Origin of the sequence: Massilia sp., from assembly GCF_032106685.1 — a bacterium.
Lineage (GTDB): Bacteria > Pseudomonadota > Gammaproteobacteria > Burkholderiales > Burkholderiaceae_D > Telluria.
This window is the reverse complement of the sequence record NZ_DAMCPG010000032.1, coordinates 1-20,867: the sequence shown is the minus strand read 5'-3', so window position 1 is coordinate 20,867 and position 20,867 is coordinate 1. Positions and strand designations below refer to the sequence as shown.

General features: G+C 66.7%; 14 protein-coding genes. All 14 read left to right on the top strand.

Annotated features, from left to right (window positions below):
* The first annotated feature begins 87 nt into the window (after positions 1-87).
* The 14 genes from RT688_RS16740 (at position 88) to RT688_RS16675 (ending at position 20,702) form a co-directional block, all read left to right on the top strand.
* Complete coding sequence (locus RT688_RS16740; protein WP_313705984.1) at positions 88-624, top strand: pyridoxamine 5'-phosphate oxidase family protein; 537 nt, start codon at positions 88-90, stop codon at positions 622-624.
* 112 nt (positions 625-736) lie between these two features.
* Complete coding sequence (locus tag RT688_RS16735; RefSeq protein ID WP_313705983.1) at positions 737-1,072, top strand: DUF805 domain-containing protein; 336 nt, start codon at positions 737-739, stop codon at positions 1,070-1,072.
* 121 nt (positions 1,073-1,193) lie between these two features.
* On the top strand, positions 1,194-2,261 hold the full coding sequence (locus tag RT688_RS16730) for an SDR family oxidoreductase (RefSeq protein WP_313705982.1): 1,068 nt from the start codon (positions 1,194-1,196) through the stop codon (positions 2,259-2,261).
* 24 nt (positions 2,262-2,285) lie between these two features.
* Positions 2,286-3,551 carry a glycosyltransferase gene (locus RT688_RS16725; protein ID WP_313705981.1) on the top strand — a complete coding sequence of 422 codons (1,266 nt, stop codon included), beginning with the start codon at positions 2,286-2,288 and terminating at the stop codon, positions 3,549-3,551.
* Between the two features lie 378 nt (positions 3,552-3,929).
* A complete protein-coding gene (gene uvrA / locus RT688_RS16720; RefSeq protein WP_313705980.1) occupies positions 3,930-6,491 on the top strand; it encodes an excinuclease ABC subunit UvrA in 2,562 nt (853 codons plus the stop codon).
* 98 nt (positions 6,492-6,589) lie between these two features.
* Positions 6,590-10,072 carry a response regulator gene (locus tag RT688_RS16715; RefSeq protein WP_313705979.1) on the top strand — a complete coding sequence of 1,161 codons (3,483 nt, stop codon included), beginning with the start codon at positions 6,590-6,592 and terminating at the stop codon, positions 10,070-10,072.
* A gap of 35 nt (positions 10,073-10,107) precedes the next feature.
* Entirely contained in the window at positions 10,108-10,899 is a 792-nt protein-coding gene (locus RT688_RS16710) for a CheR family methyltransferase (protein WP_313706025.1), read from the top strand.
* On the top strand, positions 10,896-11,510 hold the full coding sequence (locus RT688_RS16705; protein ID WP_409521929.1) for a chemotaxis protein CheB: 615 nt from the start codon (positions 10,896-10,898) through the stop codon (positions 11,508-11,510). Before RT688_RS16710 ends, RT688_RS16705 begins: the two co-directional genes overlap by 4 nt.
* Entirely contained in the window at positions 11,507-12,721 is a 1,215-nt protein-coding gene (locus tag RT688_RS16700) for a hybrid sensor histidine kinase/response regulator (RefSeq protein WP_313705978.1), read from the top strand. Before RT688_RS16705 ends, RT688_RS16700 begins: the two co-directional genes overlap by 4 nt.
* Positions 12,722-12,936: 215 nt before the next feature.
* Positions 12,937-13,500: an alkyl hydroperoxide reductase subunit C gene (gene ahpC, locus RT688_RS16695; protein WP_312549532.1), complete on the top strand. Its 564-nt coding sequence runs from the start codon at positions 12,937-12,939 to the stop codon at positions 13,498-13,500.
* A 234-nt stretch (positions 13,501-13,734) separates the two neighbouring features.
* Positions 13,735-15,324 carry an alkyl hydroperoxide reductase subunit F gene (ahpF, locus tag RT688_RS16690; RefSeq protein WP_313705977.1) on the top strand — a complete coding sequence of 530 codons (1,590 nt, stop codon included), beginning with the start codon at positions 13,735-13,737 and terminating at the stop codon, positions 15,322-15,324.
* Between the two features lie 977 nt (positions 15,325-16,301).
* The gene (locus RT688_RS16685) at positions 16,302-18,008 is read left to right on the top strand and encodes an ATP-dependent DNA helicase RecQ (protein ID WP_313705976.1); all 1,707 of its coding nucleotides are present in this window, start codon (positions 16,302-16,304) and stop codon (positions 18,006-18,008) included.
* Positions 18,009-18,022: 14 nt separating this feature from the next.
* Positions 18,023-19,075: a ligase-associated DNA damage response exonuclease gene (locus RT688_RS16680; RefSeq protein WP_313705975.1), complete on the top strand. Its 1,053-nt coding sequence runs from the start codon at positions 18,023-18,025 to the stop codon at positions 19,073-19,075.
* On the top strand, positions 19,068-20,702 hold the full coding sequence (locus tag RT688_RS16675; protein ID WP_313705974.1) for an ATP-dependent DNA ligase: 1,635 nt from the start codon (positions 19,068-19,070) through the stop codon (positions 20,700-20,702). The genes RT688_RS16680 and RT688_RS16675 overlap by 8 nt, the downstream gene beginning before the upstream one ends.
* Positions 20,703-20,867: the final 165 nt, after the last annotated feature.

The following is a 20,867-nucleotide window of genomic DNA, read 5'->3' as shown; positions in this document are numbered from 1 at the left end:
TGCGACCGGCTGGGTGAAGCACAGCACATACGCGGCCGGGCGCGGGCGCTAGAGTCGGGGCTCACCCTCACTTGGCCAGGAGGCCCCATGGATTCGATCAACCAGCAACAGCCGGAAACCAACCGCCGCGACCTGAGCGGCGCCGATGCCATCGCGCGCATCCGCGAGACGGCCGATGCGGCCAAGACCTGTTTCTTCTGCACAGGCGGAAACACTGGCCCCAGCCGCGGCGTGCGCCCGATGAGCGTGCTGCAGGCGGACGAGGCCGGCAACCTGTGGTTCATGAGCGCCAGCGACAGCCACAAGAACCAGGAACTGGCCGCCAACCCCGCCGTCATCCTGTTTTTCCAGGAAAGCAAGCACGCGGGCTTCCTCCAGCTCGACGGCGTCGCAACGATTTCCACGGACAAGGCGAAGATCAAGGAACTCTGGGACTTCATGCTGAAAACCTGGTTCACGGAAGGCGAGGACGATCCGCGCATCACCCTCATCAAGGTGACGCCGCGCGAAGGCTATTACTGGGACAACAAGCATGGCCAGGCGGTGGCCGGCGCCAAGATGCTGGTCGGCGCGGCCATCGGCAAGACCCTGGACGATTCGATCGAAGGCCGATTGACGCTCTGACTGAACGTGAGTTATGCGTGCAGGGTAATTTCTCCTTTGATATAGCGTAAAGGTTTGCGCGATGCCATACTCTTGATGATTAGCAATTAACCATCACTGTACGGAGCGTTTGATGACCTTTACCGAATCGATCGAGCAATGCTTCAAGAAATACGCCACCTTCGACGGAACCGCCTCGCGTTCCGAGTACTGGTGGTTCTTTCTGTTTATTATCGTCGGCAACTTCGGGCTCAGCCTGATCAGCGATGGCCTGTCGATGTTGTTCTTGATCGCCACGCTCATCCCGAGCATCGCCGCGGCCACGCGCCGCCTGCACGACACCGACCGCAGCGGCTGGTGGCAGCTGATCTGGTTCGTTCCCATCGTCGGCTGGATCATCCTGATCGTGTTCCTGGCCCAGGAGCCGCGTCCGAACCGCTACGGCGTCGTCAGCCGCGTCACCGCCTGAGGCGAGGTGAGATGGCGGTGCCCACGATGCGACGGCCCGGCCGTTCGCATCGTGGGCACCCGTGCACGCGATTTTCGCCTAACCAGTAGAATGAGCCCACTTTTGAACAGATGGGGGCTTCATGAAACGGACAGCATTGATCGCGGGCGTGACCGGCATCGGCGGTAATCATCTCGCACGCGAACTGCTGGCAAACGGCTGGGAAGTGGTCGGCCTGTCGCGCCGCGCGCCGAAGGATTTGCCGGGCGTGCGCCACGTCGCGGCCGACCTGATGGACCCTGTCACGCTCGGCCGCGCGTTGGCGGACGTCGCCCCGACCCACGTCTTCATCACCACCTGGATGCGCCAGGACACGGAAAGCGAGAACATCCGCGTCAACGCCGCCCTGGTGCGCAACCTGCTGGACGCGCTGTCGCCGCAAAAGAGCGTGCGCCACGTGGCCCTGGTCACCGGCCTGAAGCACTACCTCGGCCCCTTCGAGGCCTATGCCAGCTCGGGCACGCTGCCCGACACGCCGCTGCGCGAAAGCCAGCCGCGCCTGCCGCTGGAGAATTTTTATTATGCCCAGGAAGACGAGGTGTATGCCGCCGCCGAACGCGACCGCTTCACCTGGTCGATCCACCGTCCGCACACCATCATCGGCCTGGCCGTCGGCAACGCCATGAACCTCGGCACCACGCTGGCGGTGTACGCCAGCATCTGCAAGGAGACCGGGCGCCCGTTCCAGTTCCCCGGCTCGGAGGCGCAGTGGAAAGGCCTGTCCGACGTGACCGATGCGCGCATGCTGGCCAGGCAGCTGGCCTGGGCCGCCGATACCGACGCGGCGAAGAACGAAGCCTTCAACATCGTCAACGGCGACGTGTTCCGCTGGAGCTGGCTGTGGCCGAAGCTGGCCGGCTGGTTCGGCGTGCAGGCGGCCGGCTACAACGGGCAGGTCCAGCCGCTGGAGGCGGCGATGGCGAACGACCGCGAGGTCTGGCGCGAGATCGCCACCCGCCACGGCCTGGCCGAGCCGGACCTCGACCGCCTCGCCTCGGCCTGGCACACGGACCTCGACCTCGGCCGTCCGCTCGAAGTCATGACCGACATGGCCAACAGCCGCCGTCTCGGCTTCAGTGCGTACCAAGCCACCGACGACTCCTTCTTCGACCTGTTCGCGCGCCTGCGCGCCGAGCGGCTCATTCCATAAACGGCGTTCGAAGGGAGGCTGGCCATGGACATCGCCCGCACCTCTCTTCACGTCGTGCTGGTGACGATCGGCTCGGCCGGCGACCTGTTTCCCTTCCTGCGCATGGCGCTGGCGCTGCGCGCGGCCGGTCACCGCGTCAGCTTCCTCGGGCCGGAGCAGCACGGGCCCTTCGTCGATGCCGCCGGCCTGCCTTTCCATGGCCTGCCGGCGGACGAGGCCGTGCTCGACCATCCCGACCTGTGGCATCCGACCCGCGGCCTGGGCGTGGTCTGGCGCGCGACGCGTCCGGCCATGGCCCGGGTCCCGGCCTTCATGGAGACACTGCCGCCGGGCGAGAAGTGCGCCATGCTGGTCCATCCGCTGGCCTTGCCCGAGGCCGACCTGTGCCGCGCCGCGCGGCCCGGCCTGCGCATCGCCGCCGCCTACCTCGCGCCGTCGAACCTGCCGACCGTGCACGACCCGCTGATGCTGGGGCCCTGGCGGGTGCCGCGCTGGGTGCCGCACGGCCTGCGGCGCCGGCTCTGGCGCGGCCTCGGCGCGCGCCTGCTGGACCCGGTGGCGCTGCCCGACGTGAACGCCGCGCGCAGCCGGGCCGGCCTGGCGCCGGTCGCCTCCCTGGTCGACTACATTCCGCGGGTGGCCGACCTGTCGGTCGCGCTGTTCCCCGACTGGTTCGCGCCGACCCAGCCGGACTGGCCGCGGCCGCTGGTGCGCAGCAGCTTTCCGCTGTACGACCCGGACCCCGACGCGCCCTTGTCCGAGGAACTGCGTCACTTCCTGCGCCAGGGCGCTCGCCCGCTGGCGTTCACGCCCGGCACCGGCAACCGCCAGGCGCGCAGCTACTTCGCGCATGCGGCCGAGGCGACGCGCCTGCTCGGCGAGCGCGCCGTGTTCCTGACGCCGCACCGCGACCAGCTGCCCGACCCCTTGCCGCGCCACGTCCTGTGGCAGGACTACGTGCCGCTGCGCGCGCTGCTGCCGCAGGTGTCGGCGCTGGTGCACCATGGCGGCATCGGCACCACGGCCGAAGCCCTGCAGGCGGGCACGCCGCAACTGGTGGTGCCGCTCGCGCACGACCAGTTCGACAACGGCGCCCGGGTCGAGGCGCTCGGGGTGGGGCACAGCCTGCCGGCCACCCGCGTCAGCAGCGCCCGACTGCTGCGCTGCCTGGGCAAGCTGCTCGACGACGAGCGCCTGCGCGGGCGCTGCCGGACGGTGGCGCAGCATTTCGGAAGCGATCCGGGCATGGATGCGGTGGTGACCGCGCTCGAAAACCTGGCTGCCGCGTAGGGCGGCGGGTTCCCCGCCCACGCGTCCAATTACCTCGTGAACCGCCGCGACAGCGCAGCCGTGCGTCGAACGCGTGGGCGGCATCGACGCCGTCGATCTACAAGCGTCCGGGTGCAGCCGCCCACCCTACAGGTATGTTGGCCGCGCCCTGGTAGGGTGGGCTCTCGAGCCCACGCGGTCTCACCGGCGGCGCAGCGGCGATCTCGCACGACGCCCTCGGCATGGGCGTATCGATTGCATGCATGCGTCCACGCAGCGCATATGTCGTACCGCGTGGGTTCGAGAACCCACCCTACGACAGCGCTGCGTGTGTCAGCGCACCGTCTTCCCCCGGCCGGGCACGTTTTAATGACGATAACAAAGGTATCTGGAACAACGATGCGCCGAAAAACCGAGGACAACGCCAGCAAGCCCGCCCAGGGTGGCCAAAGCCGCCCCGGCTACGTGCGCGTGCGCGGCGCGCGCGAGCACAACCTGAAGAACGTCGATCTCGAGATCCCGCGCGACGCCCTGGTCGTGTTCACCGGCGTCTCCGGCTCGGGCAAGTCCTCGCTCGCCTTCGGCACCCTGTACGCGGAAGCCCAGCGGCGCTACCTGGAATCGGTCTCGCCCTACGCGCGCCGCCTGTTCCACCAGATGCCGGTGCCGGAGGTCGACGAGATCGACGGCCTGCCGCCGGCGGTCGCGCTGCAGCAGCAGCGCGGCTCGCCGACCACGCGCTCCTCGGTCGGCAGCGTCAGCACGCTGTCGAACTCCCTGCGCATGCTGTATTCGCGCGCCGGCGATTATCCGCCGGGCCAGGAGCTGCTCTACGCCGAATCCTTCTCGCCGAACACGCCGGAAGGCGCCTGTCCCGAGTGCTCGGGCCTGGGCCGGGTGTACGAGGTCACCGAGCAGTCGATGGTGCCGGACGACTCGCTGACCATCCGCGAGCGGGCGGTGGCGGCCTGGCCGCCGGCCTGGCATGGCCAGAACCTGCGCGACATCCTGGTCACCATGGGTTATGACGTCGACACGCCCTGGCGCGACTTGCCGAAGAAGGACCGCGACTGGATCCTGTTCACCGACGAGACGCCCACCGTCCCGGTCTACGCCGGCCTGACGCCCGAGGAAACGAAGCAGGCCCTGAAGCGCAAGGACACGCCGAGCTACCAGGGCACCTTCACGGGCGCCAAGCGCTACGTGCTGCAGACCTTCGCGAACACCGAGAGCGCCTCGATGAAGAAGCGCGTGGCGCGCTACATGGTCAGTGCCGAATGCCCGCTGTGCCGCGGCAAGCGCCTGCGCCAGGAAGCGCTGTCGGTGACCTTCGCCGGCGTCGACATCGCCGACATCTCGCGCATGCCGCTGGCGCGCCTGCACGCGCTGCTGCTGCCCTATGCCGCTGGCGAAGCGCCAAGGAATGCACGCCAGGCGAAGCTGCATCCCGAGCAGCTGATCGTCACGCGCCGCATCGCCGAGGACCTGGTCGCGCGCCTGGACGTGCTCCTCGCCCTGGGCCTGGGCTACCTGGCGCTGGAGCGCAGCACGCCGGCGCTCTCGCCCGGTGAACTGCAGCGCCTGCGCCTGGCGACCCAGGTGCGCTCCAACCTGTTCGGCGTGGTCTACGTGCTCGACGAACCCTCGGCCGGCCTGCACCCGGCCGATACCGAGGCCCTGCTCACGGCGCTGGACCAGTTGAAAGCCTCGGGCAATTCGCTGTTCGTGGTCGAGCATGCGCTGGACGTGATCCGGCGCGCCGACTGGATCGTCGACGTCGGTCCGGCGGCCGGCGAGCGCGGCGGCGAGGTGCTCTATAGCGGCCCGCCGGAAGGATTGAAGAAGGTCGAGGCTTCGCAGACGCGCCGCTATCTGTTCGACACGGCGCGGCTTGAGGCGCGCACCCGGCGCGCGCCCGCCGGCTGGCTGCGCCTGGCGGGCGTGACCCGCAACAACCTGGACCGGCTGGACGTCGACTTCCCGCTCGGCGTCTTGACGGCCGTGACCGGCGTCTCCGGTTCCGGCAAGTCGAGCCTGGTCAGCCAGGTGCTGGTCGAGCTGGTGGCGCAAGAGCTGGGGCAGGGCGCGCCAGCGGCGGAGCTTGAAGAGGGGGACGAGCTGGAACAGGAGGCGGCGCTGCCGCTCGAAGGCCGCATCGTCGCCGGCATGGACGCGGTGCGGCGCATGGTGCGGGTCGACCAGAAGCCGATCGGGCGCACGCCGCGCTCGAACCTGGCGACCTACACCGGCCTGTTCGACCAGGTGCGCAAGCTCTTCGCCGCGACGAAGACGGCGAAGGCGCGGCGCTACGACGCCGGCCGCTTTTCCTTCAACGTCGCCAAGGGGCGCTGCGAGAACTGCGCCGGCGAAGGCTCGGTGATGGTCGAGCTGCTGTTCCTGCCCAGCGTGTATGCGCCTTGCCCGGTCTGCAACGGCGCGCGCTACAACGCGAAGACCCTGGAAGTGACCTGGAAGGAGCGCAACATCGCCGAGGTGCTGGGCATGACGGTGGACGCGGCGGCGCAATTCTTCGCCGGCGAGCCCCTGGTCGAGCGCTCGCTGCAAGTGCTGCGCGAGGTCGGGCTGGGCTACCTGCGCCTGGGCCAGCCGGCCACCGAACTGTCCGGCGGCGAGGCCCAGCGCATCAAGCTGGCCACCGAGCTGCAACGCACCGGCCGCGGCAATACCCTGTATGTGCTGGACGAACCGACCACCGGCCTGCACCCGTCCGACGTCGACCGCCTGATTGTCCAGCTGCAGCGCCTGGTCGATGCCGGCAACACGGTGGTGGTGGTCGAGCACACCATGCGCGTGGTCGCCGCCTGCGACTGGGTGATCGACATCGGGCCCGGCGCCGGCGACGAGGGCGGGACCGTGGTCGCGGCAGGGCCGCCCGAGCTGGTTGCGGCAAAACGCGCCAGCAGGACCGCGCCTTACCTGAGGCCATATTTACAGTTGTAAGTACAAGTGTGAAGCCGGAGCCTGCGCACGGTTGAGCCGACCAATGATTTCACAATTGCGTTAAACTTAGGATATTTTTCTTAAGATAATCGCAACGAATGACCGGCTCTTCCATCGATAATTCCCAGTTTCGCCGCATCTTGACGCGCAACGTCGCGTTGCCGCTTGGCTTGAGCGTGCTCAGCGCCGGCGTGTTCGTTGCGATCATCGCTTACCTGATCAACGTGCTGAGCTGGGTCGAGCATTCGCAGCGCGTGATCGGCAGCGCCACCGAAGTCAGCAAGCTGGTGTCCGAGATGGAAACCGGCATGCGGGGCTACCTGATCGCCGGCGACGAAAGCTTCCTCGGTCCCTACGTGGTCTCCAAGCCCAAGGTCGAGGCCGAACTCGATTCGCTCATCAAGCTGGTCGACGACAATCCGGCCCAGGCCGACCGCCTGACGCGGGTGCGGCGCGCCCACGCCGAATGGGTCAAGTTCACCGAGGAGATGATCGAGCGCCGCCGCACCGGGCAGGACGTGACGGAGTCGGTGCGTAGCGGGCGCGGCAAGATCCTGACCGACGACATGCGCGGCCAGTTCAATGCCTTCATCGCCAACGAGACGGCCATGCTGCAGGCGCGCAACGAGGATGCGCGCTCGGTCACGACCTGGTCGGTCGGGTTCTACCTGTTGTTCACCCTGATCGTGGGCGGCACCCTGGCCGCCTTCGGCCGCCGCGAGCTGGTGCGCCTGTCCGATTCCTATGCCGAGGTGCTGGCGCACGAGGCCGATCACAACGCCGAGCTGCGCCACCAGGGCTGGCTGCGCATCGGCCAGGCCGAGCTGGCCGCGAAGAGCGCCGGCCTGCACACGCTCGAAGGACTGGCCCCGGCCGTGCTCGACCAGGTGGTGAACTACCTCGGCGGCACCGTGGCGGCCATGTATGTGCGCAGCGACGACGGCGTGCTGCGCCGCATCGGCGCCTTCGGCTTCTCGAACGACGAGGAGCGTGCGAAGGTGATTGCGCCGGGCGCTTCCCTGGCCAGCCAGGCGGCCAACGAAAACCGCCTGATCACGGTGAAGGAACTGCCGGAGGACTATCTCAAGATCGCATCGAGCCTGGGCGAAACCGCCCCGCGCGAAGTGGTGATCGCGCCGTTCGCGAACTTCGGCAAGGTCAAGGGCGTGCTCGAGATCGGCTTCCTGCACGGCGTGCGCGAGCGCGACATCGAATTCCTGAAACTGATCAATCCCGCCGTCGGCGCCTCGGTCGCTGCCGTGGTCTATCGCCAGCGCCTGCAGGACGCGCTGTCCGAAACCCAGGCCCTGAACGAGGAACTGCAGGTCCAGCAGGAAGAACTGCGCACCGCCAACGAGGAACTGGAAGAGCAGTCGCGCGCGCTGGAGGAATCGCAGACCAGCCTGGAAAACCAGCAGGCCGAACTGGAGCAGACCAACGACCAGCTGGCCGAGCAGGCCCTGAACCTGGACATGAAGAACGCGGCCCTGACCGAGGCCCAGGAACAGCTGCGCGCGCGCGCCCTGGAGCTGGAGCGCGCCAGCCGCTACAAGTCCGAATTCCTGGCCAACATGTCGCACGAGCTGCGCACGCCGCTGAACAGCTCGCTGATCCTGGCGAAACTGCTGGCCGACAACGTGCCGGGCAACCTGAACGACGAGCAGGTCCGTTTTGCCCAGACCATCTATTCGGCCGGCAACGACCTGCTGCACCTGATCAACGACATCCTCGACATCTCGAAGGTCGAGGCCGGCAAGCTCGAACTGCTGCCGGAAGACCTGCCGCTGCGCCGCACCGTCGAGGGCCTGGGCCGCACCTTCGAGCCGCTGGCCAAGCAGAAGAACCTGTCCTTCAGCGTGACGGTCGAGCCGAACGTGCCCGCCTCGATCCATACCGACCGCCAGCGCCTCGAGCAGGTGCTGAAGAACCTGCTGTCGAACGCGGTCAAGTTCACCGAGCAGGGCGCGGTCAGCCTGCACGTCGGCGCGACCGACGAGGGCTGGGTCCAGTTCAGCGTGAGCGACTCGGGCATCGGCATCGCGCCCGAGCAGCAGGAACGCATCTTCGAGGCCTTCCACCAGGCCGACGGCACCACCAGCCGCCGCTTCGGCGGCACCGGCCTGGGCCTGTCGATCTCGCGCGACCTCACCGGCCTGCTGGGCGGCACCCTGGTGGTGGCCAGCACGCCGGGCGAGGGCAGCACCTTCACCCTGAGCCTGCCGAAGAGCGGCGCGGTCTCGGCCACGCCGCCGGCGCCGCGCCCGCAGGCGGCGCCGCGCGCGCCGCGTCCGCTTGCTCCGGTTCCGGTTGCGGCGCCGGCGCCCGCGCCCGCGCAAGCCGGCGACGAGGCGCAGGCCGCGCGCTTCCCGGACGACCGCGAGCAGAGCGGCGAGGGCGTGCGCACCGTGCTGGTGGTCGAGGACGAACCCGACTTCGCGCGCATCCTGTACGACCTGGCGCACGACCTCGACTACCGCTGCCTGGTGGCGCTGACCGCCGGCGAGGGCCTGGAACTGGCCGCGTCGCAAGGCCCGGACGCGATCCTGCTCGACATCCGCCTGCCGGACGGTTCCGGCCTGTCGGTGCTGCAGCAGCTGAAGGACAACCCGGCCACGCGCCACATCCCGGTGCACGTGGTGTCGAGCATGGACAACGGCGGCGAGGCCCTGCACCTGGGCGCGATCGGCTATGCCCTGAAGCCCACCACGCGCGAGCAGCTCGAGCAGGTATTCCGCAAGCTGCAGGAGAAATCGGCGCAGCAGATCAAGCGCGTGCTGCTGGTCGAGGACGACGAGCGCCAGCGCGACAGCGTGGTGCAGCTGATCGCCGACGAGGACGTGCGGATCGCCGCGGTCGGCTCGGGCGAGGAGGCGCTGGCCCTGCTGCACGACGAGATCTTCGACTGCATGATCATCGACCTGAAGCTGCCCGACATGCAGGGCAACGAGCTGCTGCAACGCATGTCGCAGGAAGAGCTGTGCTCCTTCCCGCCGGTGATCGTCTACACGGGCCGTAACCTGACGCGCGACGAGGAAGCCGAGCTGATGAAGTATTCGCGCTCGATCATCATCAAGGGCGCGCGCTCGCCGGAGCGCCTGCTCGACGAGGTGACCCTGTTCCTGCACAAGGTCGAGTCCCAGCTCTCGACCGAGCGCCAGCACATGCTGAAAGCCGTGCGCGGACGCGACCGTGTGTTCGAAGGGCGTACAATCCTGCTGGTCGACGACGACGTGCGCAACGTGTTCGCGCTGACCTCCGCGCTGGAACAGCGCGGCGCGAATGTCGTGGTCGGACGCAATGGCTTCGAGGCCATCTCGAAGCTGGACGAGGAGCCGGGCATCGACCTGGTGCTGATGGACGTGATGATGCCGGGCATGGACGGCCTGGAAGCGACGCGCCGCATCCGCAAGGACGGCCGCTTCGACCGCCTGCCGATCATCGCCATCACCGCCAAGGCGATGAAGGATGACCAGGAGCAATGCCTGGCCGCCGGCGCCAACGATTATCTGGCCAAGCCGATCGACCTGGCCCGCCTGTACTCGCTGCTGCGGGTCTGGATGCCCACGATGGAGCGCGTTTGAAGAATCGTCCGGACGACATCGACATCGAACTGCGGATGCTGGTTGAGGCGGTCTACCTCAAGTACAACTACGACTTCCGCGACTACACGGGCGCTTCCCAGAAGCGCCGCGTGCTGGTGGCCATGCGCGAAATGGACTGCGCCACCGTGTCGGAACTGCAGGCCAGGGTGCTGCACCAGCCGGAGGCTTTCTCGCGGCTGCTGCAATACCTGACCATTCCCGTCACCGAGATGTTCCGCGACCCGGAGTATTTCGCGGCGATCCGCAGCCAGGTCGTGCCGCACCTGCGCACCTATCCTTCGCTGAAGGTGTGGGTGGCCGGCTGCAGCACCGGCGAGGAGGTGTATTCGCTGGCGATCCTGCTGCACGAGGAAGGCTTGCTCGAACGCACCACGATCTACGCGACCGACATCAACCCGGAGTCGCTGGACGCGGCGCGGCGCGGCGTGTTTCCGCTCGACCGGATGCGTCTGTTCACCGAGAACTACCAGAAATCGGGTGGCCGCCGCGCCTTTTCGGATTACTATACGGCGGCCTATGGCGGCGCGCTGTTCGAGCGCTTCCTGGTCGAGAACGTGACCTTCGCCGACCATTCGCTGTCCACCGACAGCGTGTTCTCGGAAACCCATTTCATCAGCTGCCGCAACGTGATGATCTACTTTAACCGGCGCCTGCAGGACCGCGTGCTGGGCCTGTTCCACGAGTCGCTGTGCCACCGCGGTTTCCTTGGCCTGGGCAGCAAGGAGAGCATCGACTTCTCCACCTACGCGACCCGCTTCGAGCCGCTGGCGCGGCGCGAGCGCCTGTTCCGCAAGGCGGCCGAATGATGGCAACGGCCGACAGGTTCGGTCCGGTGCTGGCCGGGCGGCGGATCGAGGCGCTGGTGATCGGCGCCTCGGCCGGCGGCGTCGACGCGCTGGTCGGGCTGCTGCCAGCGCTGGCGCCCGATTCGAAGCTGGCGACGGTGTGCATCCTGCACGTGCCGAGCGACCGCGACAGCCGCCTGGCCGAGCTGTTCGACGCGCGCCTAGCGCTGCCGGTGCGCGAGGCGATGGACAAGGAGCCGGTGCAACCGGGCACCGTGTATTTCGCCGGCGCCGGCTACCACCTGTCGATCGAGGAAGACCGGGTATTTTCACTCAGCTGCGAGCCGGCGGTGCATTATGCGCGCCCAGCCATCGACGTGCTGATGGAGTCGGCCGCCGACGCCTATGGCCCGGCCCTGGCCGGCATCCTGCTCACCGGCGCCAATGCCGACGGCGCCGAGGGCATGCAAAGGATCAGGCAGCGCGGCGGCCTGACCGTGGTGCAGGACCCGGGCGAAGCGCAGGCAGCCACCATGCCCGAGCAGGCGATCCGCCTGAGCGCGCCGCACCTGGTCCTGCCGCTGGCCGACATCCGGGCCTTGCTGCCCCTGCTGGAGACAACAACATCATGAGCGTCCAAGAGCCAAGCAAACTGTTAATCGTCGACGACCTGCCGGACAACCTGCGCGCCCTCGACGCCCTGATCCGCGACGAGCGCCGCCTCGTGTTCCATGCCCACTCCGGGGAGGAAGCGCTGGCGCTGCTGCTCGAGCACGAGTTCGCGCTGGCCATCCTCGACGTGCAGATGCCGGGCATGGACGGCTTCGAGCTGGCCGAGCTGATGCGCGGCACCGAGCGTACCCGCCACATCCCGATCGTGTTCGTCTCGGCCGCCGGGCGCGAGCTGAACTACGCCTTCAAGGGCTACGAAACGGGCGCCGTCGACTTCCTCTACAAGCCGCTCGATCCGGACGCGGTGCGCGGCAAGGTCAACGTCTTCGTCGCGCTCGACCAGCAGCGCCGCGAGACCCAGCGCCAGGTCGAGGCGCTCGAGCGCAGCCGGCGCGAGCAGGAACTCCTGGTGCAGGAGCTGAACGCGACCCAGCTTGAACTGCAGCGCTCGCTGCGCATGCGCGACGAGTTCATGTCGCTCGTCGCCCACGAGCTGAGGACGCCCCTGAACACGCTGTTCCTGGAAACCCAGATGCGCACCCTGCACCTGAAGCGCGGCAACCTGCAGGCCTTCAACGCCGAACAGATGGGGGCGATGATCAAGCGCGATGAGCGCCAGATCAAGGCCATGATCCGCCTGATCGACGACATGCTCGACGTTAGCCGCATGAAGAACGGCACGCTCTCGGTGCGCCCGGCCCAGGTCGAGCTGATGGGCATGCTCGAGCGGGTGGTGGCCGACCTGTCGCTGCAGGCGGCGGCCAGCGGCTGCGCCATCACGCTCGCGCCGCACGTGCCGGTGTCCGGTCACTGGGACGAATTCCGCATCGAGCAGGTAATCGTCAACCTGCTGACCAATGCTCTGCGCTACGGCGGCGGCTGCAACGTGGAGGTCAGCGTGCACGTCGAGGGCGGCTGCGCGCGCATCGACGTGGCCGACCAGGGCAAGGGCATCTCGCCCGAGGACATCGAGCGCATCTTCCAGCCCTTCGAGCGCGGCACCCGCAACGGCGAGCCGAAGGGCCTGGGCCTGGGCCTGTACATCTCGCGCCAGCTGGCGATGGCCCACGGCGGCGAGCTGACGGTGCGCAGCATCCCCGGCCAGGGCTCGACCTTCAGCCTTTCGCTGCCTTGCAACGAGGTCGTTTCCTGCGCTGAAGTGCCTGCCTAGGCAGCGTCCCGATTCGGGCGGTGGTTGCAAAGACCGCCCGTTTCCCTCACACTGACAGGTCTCTTGCGAGACCGACATCACTGCCCATGCAGGTATTGTCACCTCTGCACGATAGCTAAAATTAATCGACAGCATCCGATCAATTAATTTTACAAAGCATCAGCAAGAGTCTACACTCTCTCTTATCAACTTTTGACCCACCAACAGGAGATTCCATGTCCCTTATCAATACCGAGATCAAACCGTTCAAGGCAACTGCTTACCACAACGGCAAATTCATCGATCTGACCGAAGAGCAGTTCAAAGGCACCTGGTCCGTCCTGATGTTCTACCCGGCCGACTTCACCTTCGTCTGCCCGACCGAACTGGAAGACCTGGCTGACTTCCAGCCGGAATTCGAAAAGATGGGCGTAAAAGTCTACGGCGTGTCGACCGACACCCACTTCGCCCACAAGGCATGGCACGACACCTCGGACGCCATCAAGAAGGTCAACTACCCGCTGATCGGCGACCCGACCGGCACCCTGGCACGTAACTTCGAAGTCATGATCGAAGAAGAAGGCCTGGCGCTGCGCGGCACCTTCGTGATCAATCCGGAAGGCCAGATCAAAGTGATGGAAGTGCACGACAACGGCATCGGCCGCGACGCGTCGGAACTGATGCGCAAAGTCAAGGCAGCCCAGTACGTCGCCGCTCACCCGGGCCAGGTTTGCCCGGCCAAGTGGACCGAAGGCGCCGAGACCCTGACCCCGTCGCTCGATCTCGTCGGCAAGATCTAAGGTGGTAGGACCTCGATAAACCTACTGCGCGTCGGATTCTTGTCCTGCGATGCTCGCCGTACTCCTCGTACGGCTGCGCTTCTCGGACAAGACTCCTTCCGCTCGCTACGGTTTCTCGAGGTCCCGATACGCCAACGAGTAGCACAGTAAGACCCTAGTAATACCCCAGTAATACCTCGTAGTACGGACACTCGCTCTCTGGCGGGTGTCCATCACTGAATAAAAGGAAGAACCATGCTCGAAGCAACCCTCAAGAAGCAGTTACAAGCCTATTTGGAAAAAGTGGTGCAGCCGATTGAGATCGTTGCGTCGCTTGATGACTCGCCGAAAGCGCGAGAAATGGAAGAACTGCTCAAGGAAATCACTTCCCTGAGCGACAAGATTACTTATCGCGATGGCGGCACTGCGGCCCGCAAGCCGTCCTTCGCGATCAACCGCGTCGGCACCGACATCGGCATCGAATTCGCCGCGATTCCGCTGGGGCACGAATTCACCTCGCTGGTGCTGGCCCTGCTGCAAGTCGGCGGACACCCGATCAAGTTCGATGCCCCTGTCATCGAGCAGATCAAGAACCTGAAGGGCGACTTCGTCTTCGAAGCCTTCATCTCGCTGTCCTGCCACAACTGCCCGGAAGTGGTGCAGGCGCTGAACTCGATGTCGATCATCAATCCGCGCATCAAGGTCACCACCATCGACGGCGGCCTGTTCAAGGATGAGGTCGAGTCGCGCCAGATCCTGGCCGTGCCGATGATGTTCCTGAACGGCGAGCACTTTGGCCAGGGCCGCATGAGCGCCGAGGAAATCCTCGCCAAGCTCGACACCGGCGCCGGCGCCGCCAAGGCAGCCGAGCTGAGCCAGAAAGACCCGTTCGACGTGCTGATCGTCGGCGGCGGTCCCGCCGGCGCGGCGGCGGCGATCTACTCGGCCCGCAAAGGCATCCGTACCGGCGTCGTCGCCGACCGCTTCGGCGGCCAGGTGATGGACACCCTGGCGATCGAGAACTTTGTCTCGGTCAAGGAAACCGAAGGACCGAAGTTCGCCGTGGCGCTGGAAGAACACGTCAAGCATTACGAAGTCGACATCATGAACCTGCAGCGCGCCGCCAAGCTCGAACGCAACGAGGACGCCAAGCTGTACGAAGTGACGACCGAGTCCGGCGCCGTGCTGAAGTCGAAGTCGGTGATCATCTCGACCGGCGCCCGCTGGCGCGAAATTAACGTGCCGGGCGAAAAAGAGTACAAGAACCATGGCGTGGCCTACTGCCCGCACTGCGACGGTCCGCTGTTCAAGGGCAAGCGCGTGTCGGTGATCGGCGGCGGCAACTCGGGCGTGGAAGCGGCGATCGACCTGGCCGGCATCGTCGAGCACGTGACCCTGATCGAATACGGCGCGGAACTGCGCGCCGACGCGGTCCTGCAGCGCAAGCTCTACAGCCTGAAGAACGTGAACGTGATCAAGAGCGCCCAAACCACGGAAATCCATGGCGATGGCAAGAAGGTGACGGCCCTGTCGTACAAGGACCGCAACAGCGGCGAGATCCATCGCATCGAACTGGCCGGCGTCTTCGTCCAGATCGGCCTGGTCCCGAACGCCGAATGGCTGAAGGGCACGATCGAGCTGTCGCCGTACGGCGAAATCGAAGTCGACGTGCGCGGCGAAACCTCGCTGCCGGGCGTGTTCGCGGCCGGCGACGTGACCACCGTGCCGTTCAAGCAGATCGTCATCGCCGTGGGCGAGGGCGCCAAGGCATCGCTGGCATCCTTCGACTACCTGATGCGCCTGCCGACGGAAGAGACCGAGGCGCTGGACGCCAAGGCAGCGTAAGACCGTGCGGCCCGCGCGCCGCATGCAGCAAGCAAGAACAGAAACGCCATCCCGACATTGTCGCGATGGCGTTTTTCGTAGGGTGGACACCTGTGTCCACGCGGTACGGCGCTTGCGTTGTATCGACTTTTGAAGAAAAAAGCGGTAGGCGCGGAGATGGGCTTCGCGTTTCGACGCGTCGTATCCACCCGCGAGACCGCGTGGGCACAGGTGCCCACCCTACGACACCCGCGAACAAAAGGCGCTGGACGCCAAGGCGGCGTAAGACCGTGCGGCCCGCAGGCCGCATGCGGTAAGCAAGGACAAAAACGCCATCCCGACATTGTCGCGATGGCGTTTTTTGTAGGGTGGACACCTGTGTCCACGCGGTACGGCGCTTGCTTTGTATCGACTTTTGAAGAAAAAAGCGGTAGGCGCGGAGATGGACTTTGCGTTTCGACGCGTCGTATCCACCCGCGAGACCGCGTGGGCATAGTGCCCACCCTAGACACCGGCCAACAAAAAGCGCCATGCCACGTCAGTGGTACGGCGCTTCCCTTATCGTGCGCGGCGTCAGGCCGCGGCTGCATTAGAATGGGCTATCGAACTTGCCTCGCAGGCAAGTATTCGGCCCGAAATCAGTGGAACATCATCAGGGCCGCGCCCTGCAAAGCATTCGTTTCGTACAGCAGCCAGGCGGCGGCGCTGGCGAGGGCAAGTTGCAGTGCGGTCAGGGTGGTGGGGATTGAGCGCATCATGATCGTTCTCCGGGGCGGTGTGTCGTTCGTTGTTTTTGTTGTGTACAGTGCCATCTTAGACACACTTGCGTTTCCCGGGCATCGGCGCGGACTCCGCCGTTGTGTAGGAAAAAGCCTTGTGCCCCTGTCTCAACGTTGGCGGGCACGGGTGAACGGCGGCGCCGACAGCGGCGCTCCTACATCTTCCAGGGGTTGGCTCCTATAGCCGGGTTCGCGCGCGCGACCTAGAGTAGGGCCATCATGACCCGACACGAACCCAAACTCCTCCATAACGGCCTCCTCGCGGTGCGCCGCAATACCATCCGCAAGCTGCTGCGCTCCGTGTTCGGCATACAACACCTGCGCGAAGGGCAGCAAGGCGTGATCGACAGCGTCCTGGACGGCAAGGACACGCTGGCGATCATGCCCACCGGCGGCGGCAAGTCGCTGTGCTACCAGATCCCGGCCCGCATGCTGGGCGGCACCACGGTCGTGGTCTCGCCCCTGATCTCGCTAATGAAAGACCAGCTCGGCAAGCTCGAGGAGCTCGGCGTGCGCGCCTGCCAGGTCAACAGCAGCCTGTCCAGCGAAGAAGAACACGTTGCGCTGGAGTCGCTCAGCAACGGAACCTGCGAGATCGTGTTCTGCACGCCCGAACGCCTGGCCTCGCCGGAATTCATCGCCATCCTGAAGGGCGCCGACGTGCGCCTGGTCGCCATCGACGAGGCCCACTGCATTTCGCAATGGGGCCACGACTTCCGCCCGGCCTACATCGAGATGGCGGCGGCGATCGCGGCCCTGGGCAGCCCGACCGTGCTGGCGCTGACCGCCACCGCCACCGACGAGGTGATCGAGGACATCGGCCGCCAGTTGAACCGGCCGCGCATGAAGGTCATCAATACCGGCATCTACCGGCCCAACCTGCACTACAGCGTGCTGCAGGTGACGAGCCTGGACGAGAAGTTCGCCGAGGCGCGCCGCCTGGTGGCCGAGACCGGGGGCGTCGGCATCGTCTACGCCGCCACCGTCAAGGCGGCCGAGGAAATGCACCGCATCCTGGAAGAGGCGGGCGAGTCGGTGACGCTCTACCACGGCAAGTTGCCGGCCGCCGAGCGCCGCGCCAACCAGGACCTGTTCATGAACGACGAACGGCGCGTGATGGTGGCGACGAATGCCTTCGGCATGGGCATCGACAAGCCCGACACGCGCTTCGTGGTCCACCTGCAGATCCCGGCCAACCTCGAGTCCTATTACCAGGAGTCGGGCCGGGCCGGGCGCGACGGCCAGGAGGCCAAGTGCACGCTGCTGTTCCTGCAGGACGACAAGCGGGTGCAGCAGTTCTTCCTGGTGAAGCATTACCCCGACGCGGCGGAGATCCGCTCGGTCTACGAGGCCGCGAAGGAACTGGCGCAAGACGGCCCGGTCACCAGCGAGCGCATCGAGGACAAGCTCGGCGACCTGAACGAAGCCAAGGTCAAGGTTTGCCTGAAGCTGCTCAAGGACGGCAAGCTGGCGCGCCAGAACCGCAAGCTCGAATTCGTCCTCACGCACCTTGAACCGAAGGCCGCCACCTTCGAGCAACTGGCCGAGGTCTACGTGCAGAAGCAGGAACACGACCGCGAGGCGCTGGAGAAGATGGTGAGCTATGCGGTGAGCGGCTTCTGCCGCTGGAAGCTGCTGCTCGACTATTTCGGCGATGAGGTCGAGGGTTTCGAGAAGTGCTGCCGCTGCGACAACTGCCTGAACCCGCCGGCGCTGGCGCTCGAAGACATCGAGATCCGCGACGACGAGTTCGACCACGAGCCCGAACCCGCGCCGGACGGTCCGCAGTTCGAGGCGGGAGCGCGCGTCAAGGTGGCGAAGTACGGCGAGGGTGTCGTGACCAGCGTCGCCGGCGACCAGGTCGGCATCGACTTCCCGGACGGCGAGCACCGCAGTTTCATGGCAGACTTTGTCTCACCTGCATAACGAAAAGGGGCGGCATGGGCGATATGGTGGTAGTGCGCAAGGAGGGCCTGTACTGCGTTCCCGGCCAGTTCTACATCGATCCATGGCGGCCGGTGGAGCGGGCCGTGATCACGCACGCGCACGGCGACCACGCGCGCTACGGCCACGGGCGCTACCTGACGGCCGCACCCGGCGTGCACGTGCTGCGCTCGCGCCTGGGCGAGATCACGGTCGACGGGCTGGAGTATGGCGAGCGCATCGTCCACAACGGCGTGACCATCTCGCTGCACCCGGCCGGCCACGTGCTCGGCTCAGCCCAGGTGCGCATGGAATGCGGCGGCGAAGTCTGGGTCGCGTCGGGCGACTACAAGGTCGAGCCCGATAAAACCTGCGCGCCCTTCGAGCCGGTGCCCTGCCACACCTTCATCACCGAATCGACCTTCGGGCTGCCGATCTACCGCTGGGAGCCCGAGCAAAGCATCTTCGACGACATCAACCGCTGGTGGCGCAAGAACGCCGACGAGGGGCGCTGCAGCGTGATCTTCGGCTACTCCTTCGGCAAGGCCCAGCGCATCCTGTCCGGGCTCGATCCGGCGATCGGGCCGATCGTCTGCCACGGCGCGGTCGAACCGCTGAACCGGGTCTACCGCGAGGGCGGCATCGCCCTGCCGCCGACGCTGATGGTCAGCGACGTCAGCAAAACCGACTTGAAGCGCGCCATCGTGGTCGCGCCGCCGTCCGCGTCGGGCTCGCCCTGGATGAAGCGCTTCGGCGACTACAGCGACGCCTTCGCCAGCGGCTGGATGCAGCTGCGCGGCGCGCGCCGGCGGCGCGGCGTCGACCGCGGCTTCGTACTGTCGGACCACGCCGACTGGCCTGGCCTGATGTCGGCGATCGGCGCCACCGGCGCCGGGCGCGTCATCGTCACCCACGGCTCGATCCCCGTGCTGGTGCGCTGGCTCTGCCAGCAGGGGCTGGATGCGGCCGGCTTCGACACGGAATACGGCGACGACGATGACGACGTCGCCATCCCGCCCCAGCCGGCCGAAGCGGCCAATCCGCCGGAGCAGGAGGCGAGCGATGCGTGAATTCGCCCGCCTGTACGCCGAACTCGACGAAACCACCGCCACCAACCGCAAGCTCGAGGCCCTGCAGAACTACTTCGCCAATGCCGCGCCCGAGAACGCCGCCTGGGCCGTGTATTTCCTGGCCGGCGGCAAGCCGCGCCAGGCCGTGCCGACCAAGCTGCTGCGCCAGTACGCCATCGAATACGCGGTGCTCGACGAGTGGCTGTTCGACGAGTCCTATCACGCGGTCGGCGACCTGGCCGAGACCATCGCCCACATCCTGCCGCCCCCGGAAAAACGCAGCGACGTCGGCCTGGCCGTCTGGATGGAGGAGCGTATCGGTCCCTTGCGCGGCGCCGATCCGGGCGCCATCCGCGAAGCCCTGTTCGACTACTGGAACGAGCTCGATTCGCGCGAGCGGTTCCTGTTCTGCAAACTGATCGGCGGCGGCTTTCGCGTCGGCGTCTCGAAGCTCCTGGTAACGCGCGCGCTGGCGAACATCGCGGCGGTGGACAGCAAGCTGATCGCCCAGCGCCTGATGGGCTGGACCGACGGCAGCGTGCGCCCGACGGCCGCCGGCTTCTTGCAGCTGATCGCGGCCCCGTCCGACGAAGAGCACAAGCGGCGCGGCGGCCAGCCTTACCCTTTCTTCCTCGCCCACCAGTTGCAGGGCGATCCGGCGGCGCTGGGCGAGCTGGCCGGCTGGCAGGTCGAGTGGAAGTACGACGGCATCCGCGCCCAGCTGGTGCGGCGCGGCGGCCAGAACTACCTGTGGTCGCGCGGCGAGGACCTGATCTCCGAGCGCTTCCCTGAGCTGTGCAATGCGCACCTGCCGGAAGGGACCGTGCTCGACGGCGAAGTGCTGGTCTGGGACCACCTGCACGACGTGCCGGCCCCGTTCGCCGAGCTGCAGCGCCGCATCGGCCGCAAGACCCTGTCGGCCAAGCTGCTGGCCGAGCTGCCGGCGGTGCTGGTCTGCTACGACCTGCTGGAGCTCGACGGCGTCGATTTGCGCGCGCTGCCCCAGCACGAGCGTCGCGCGCTGCTCGAAACCCAGGTCGCCCGGCTGGACCTGCCGCAGATCAGGCTGTCGCCGCTGGTGCATGCCGATTCCTGGGAAGCGCTGGCCGAGCTGCGCGCCGAGTCGCGTGCACGCGGCGTCGAGGGCATGATGGTCAAGGCGAAGAGCGCCCAGTACGGGGTCGGGCGCACCAAGGACGTCGGCACCTGGTGGAAGTGGAAAATCGACCCGTACACGGTCGACGCGGTGCTGATCTATGCCCAGGCCGGCCATGGCCGCCGCGCTTCGCTCTACACCGACTACACCTTCGCGGTCTGGGACGGCGAGGAGGGCGAGCGCAGGCTGGTGCCGTTCGCGAAAGCCTATTCCGGCCTGACCGACGCCGAGATCGCCCAGGTCGACAACGCGATCCGCAAGACCACGGTCGAGAAGTTCGGCCCGGTGCGCTCGGTAAAGCCGACCATGGTGTTCGAGATCGGCTTCGAGGGCATCGCCTTGTCGAGCCGTCACAAGGCGGGCATCGCGGTGCGCTTCCCGCGCATCCTGCGCCGGCGCGACGACAAGACGGTCGAGGATGCCGATACGCTGGACACGCTCAAGGGATTGCTGGGCGCGGCCGCCGCCTGAGTGGCGGCCTTTATTCTTCCTCGTGCGGTTTTGGCAGCGCCGCGGCAGGCCGGGAGGGCGTCAGCGCTTCGGACACCGCCTGCTGCGGGCTGGGCAGGCGGCGCAGGGCGGGCGCGTCGAGCACGCGCGCGATGACGTGCGGCGGCACCTGCTTGTATTCCATGT

What these genes read in the sequence shown, in the direction of transcription:
- ahpF (WP_313705977.1), top strand. Translation starts at nt 13,735, where the DNA reads ATGCTCGAAGCAACCCTCAAGAAGCAGTTACAAGCCTATTTGGAAAAA.
- RT688_RS16710 (WP_313706025.1), top strand. Translation starts at nt 10,108, where the DNA reads ATGCTGGTTGAGGCGGTCTACCTCAAGTACAACTACGACTTCCGCGAC.
- RT688_RS16675 (WP_313705974.1), top strand. Translation starts at nt 19,068, where the DNA reads ATGCGTGAATTCGCCCGCCTGTACGCCGAACTCGACGAAACCACCGCC.
- uvrA (WP_313705980.1), top strand. Translation starts at nt 3,930, where the DNA reads ATGCGCCGAAAAACCGAGGACAACGCCAGCAAGCCCGCCCAGGGTGGC.
- RT688_RS16725 (WP_313705981.1), top strand. Translation starts at nt 2,286, where the DNA reads ATGGACATCGCCCGCACCTCTCTTCACGTCGTGCTGGTGACGATCGGC.
- ahpC (WP_312549532.1), top strand. Translation starts at nt 12,937, where the DNA reads ATGTCCCTTATCAATACCGAGATCAAACCGTTCAAGGCAACTGCTTAC.
- RT688_RS16685 (WP_313705976.1), top strand. Translation starts at nt 16,302, where the DNA reads ATGACCCGACACGAACCCAAACTCCTCCATAACGGCCTCCTCGCGGTG.
- RT688_RS16705 (WP_409521929.1), top strand. Translation starts at nt 10,896, where the DNA reads ATGATGGCAACGGCCGACAGGTTCGGTCCGGTGCTGGCCGGGCGGCGG.
- RT688_RS16735 (WP_313705983.1), top strand. Translation starts at nt 737, where the DNA reads ATGACCTTTACCGAATCGATCGAGCAATGCTTCAAGAAATACGCCACC.
- RT688_RS16715 (WP_313705979.1), top strand. Translation starts at nt 6,590, where the DNA reads ATGACCGGCTCTTCCATCGATAATTCCCAGTTTCGCCGCATCTTGACG.
- RT688_RS16700 (WP_313705978.1), top strand. Translation starts at nt 11,507, where the DNA reads ATGAGCGTCCAAGAGCCAAGCAAACTGTTAATCGTCGACGACCTGCCG.
- RT688_RS16680 (WP_313705975.1), top strand. Translation starts at nt 18,023, where the DNA reads ATGGGCGATATGGTGGTAGTGCGCAAGGAGGGCCTGTACTGCGTTCCC.
- RT688_RS16740 (WP_313705984.1), top strand. Translation starts at nt 88, where the DNA reads ATGGATTCGATCAACCAGCAACAGCCGGAAACCAACCGCCGCGACCTG.
- RT688_RS16730 (WP_313705982.1), top strand. Translation starts at nt 1,194, where the DNA reads ATGAAACGGACAGCATTGATCGCGGGCGTGACCGGCATCGGCGGTAAT.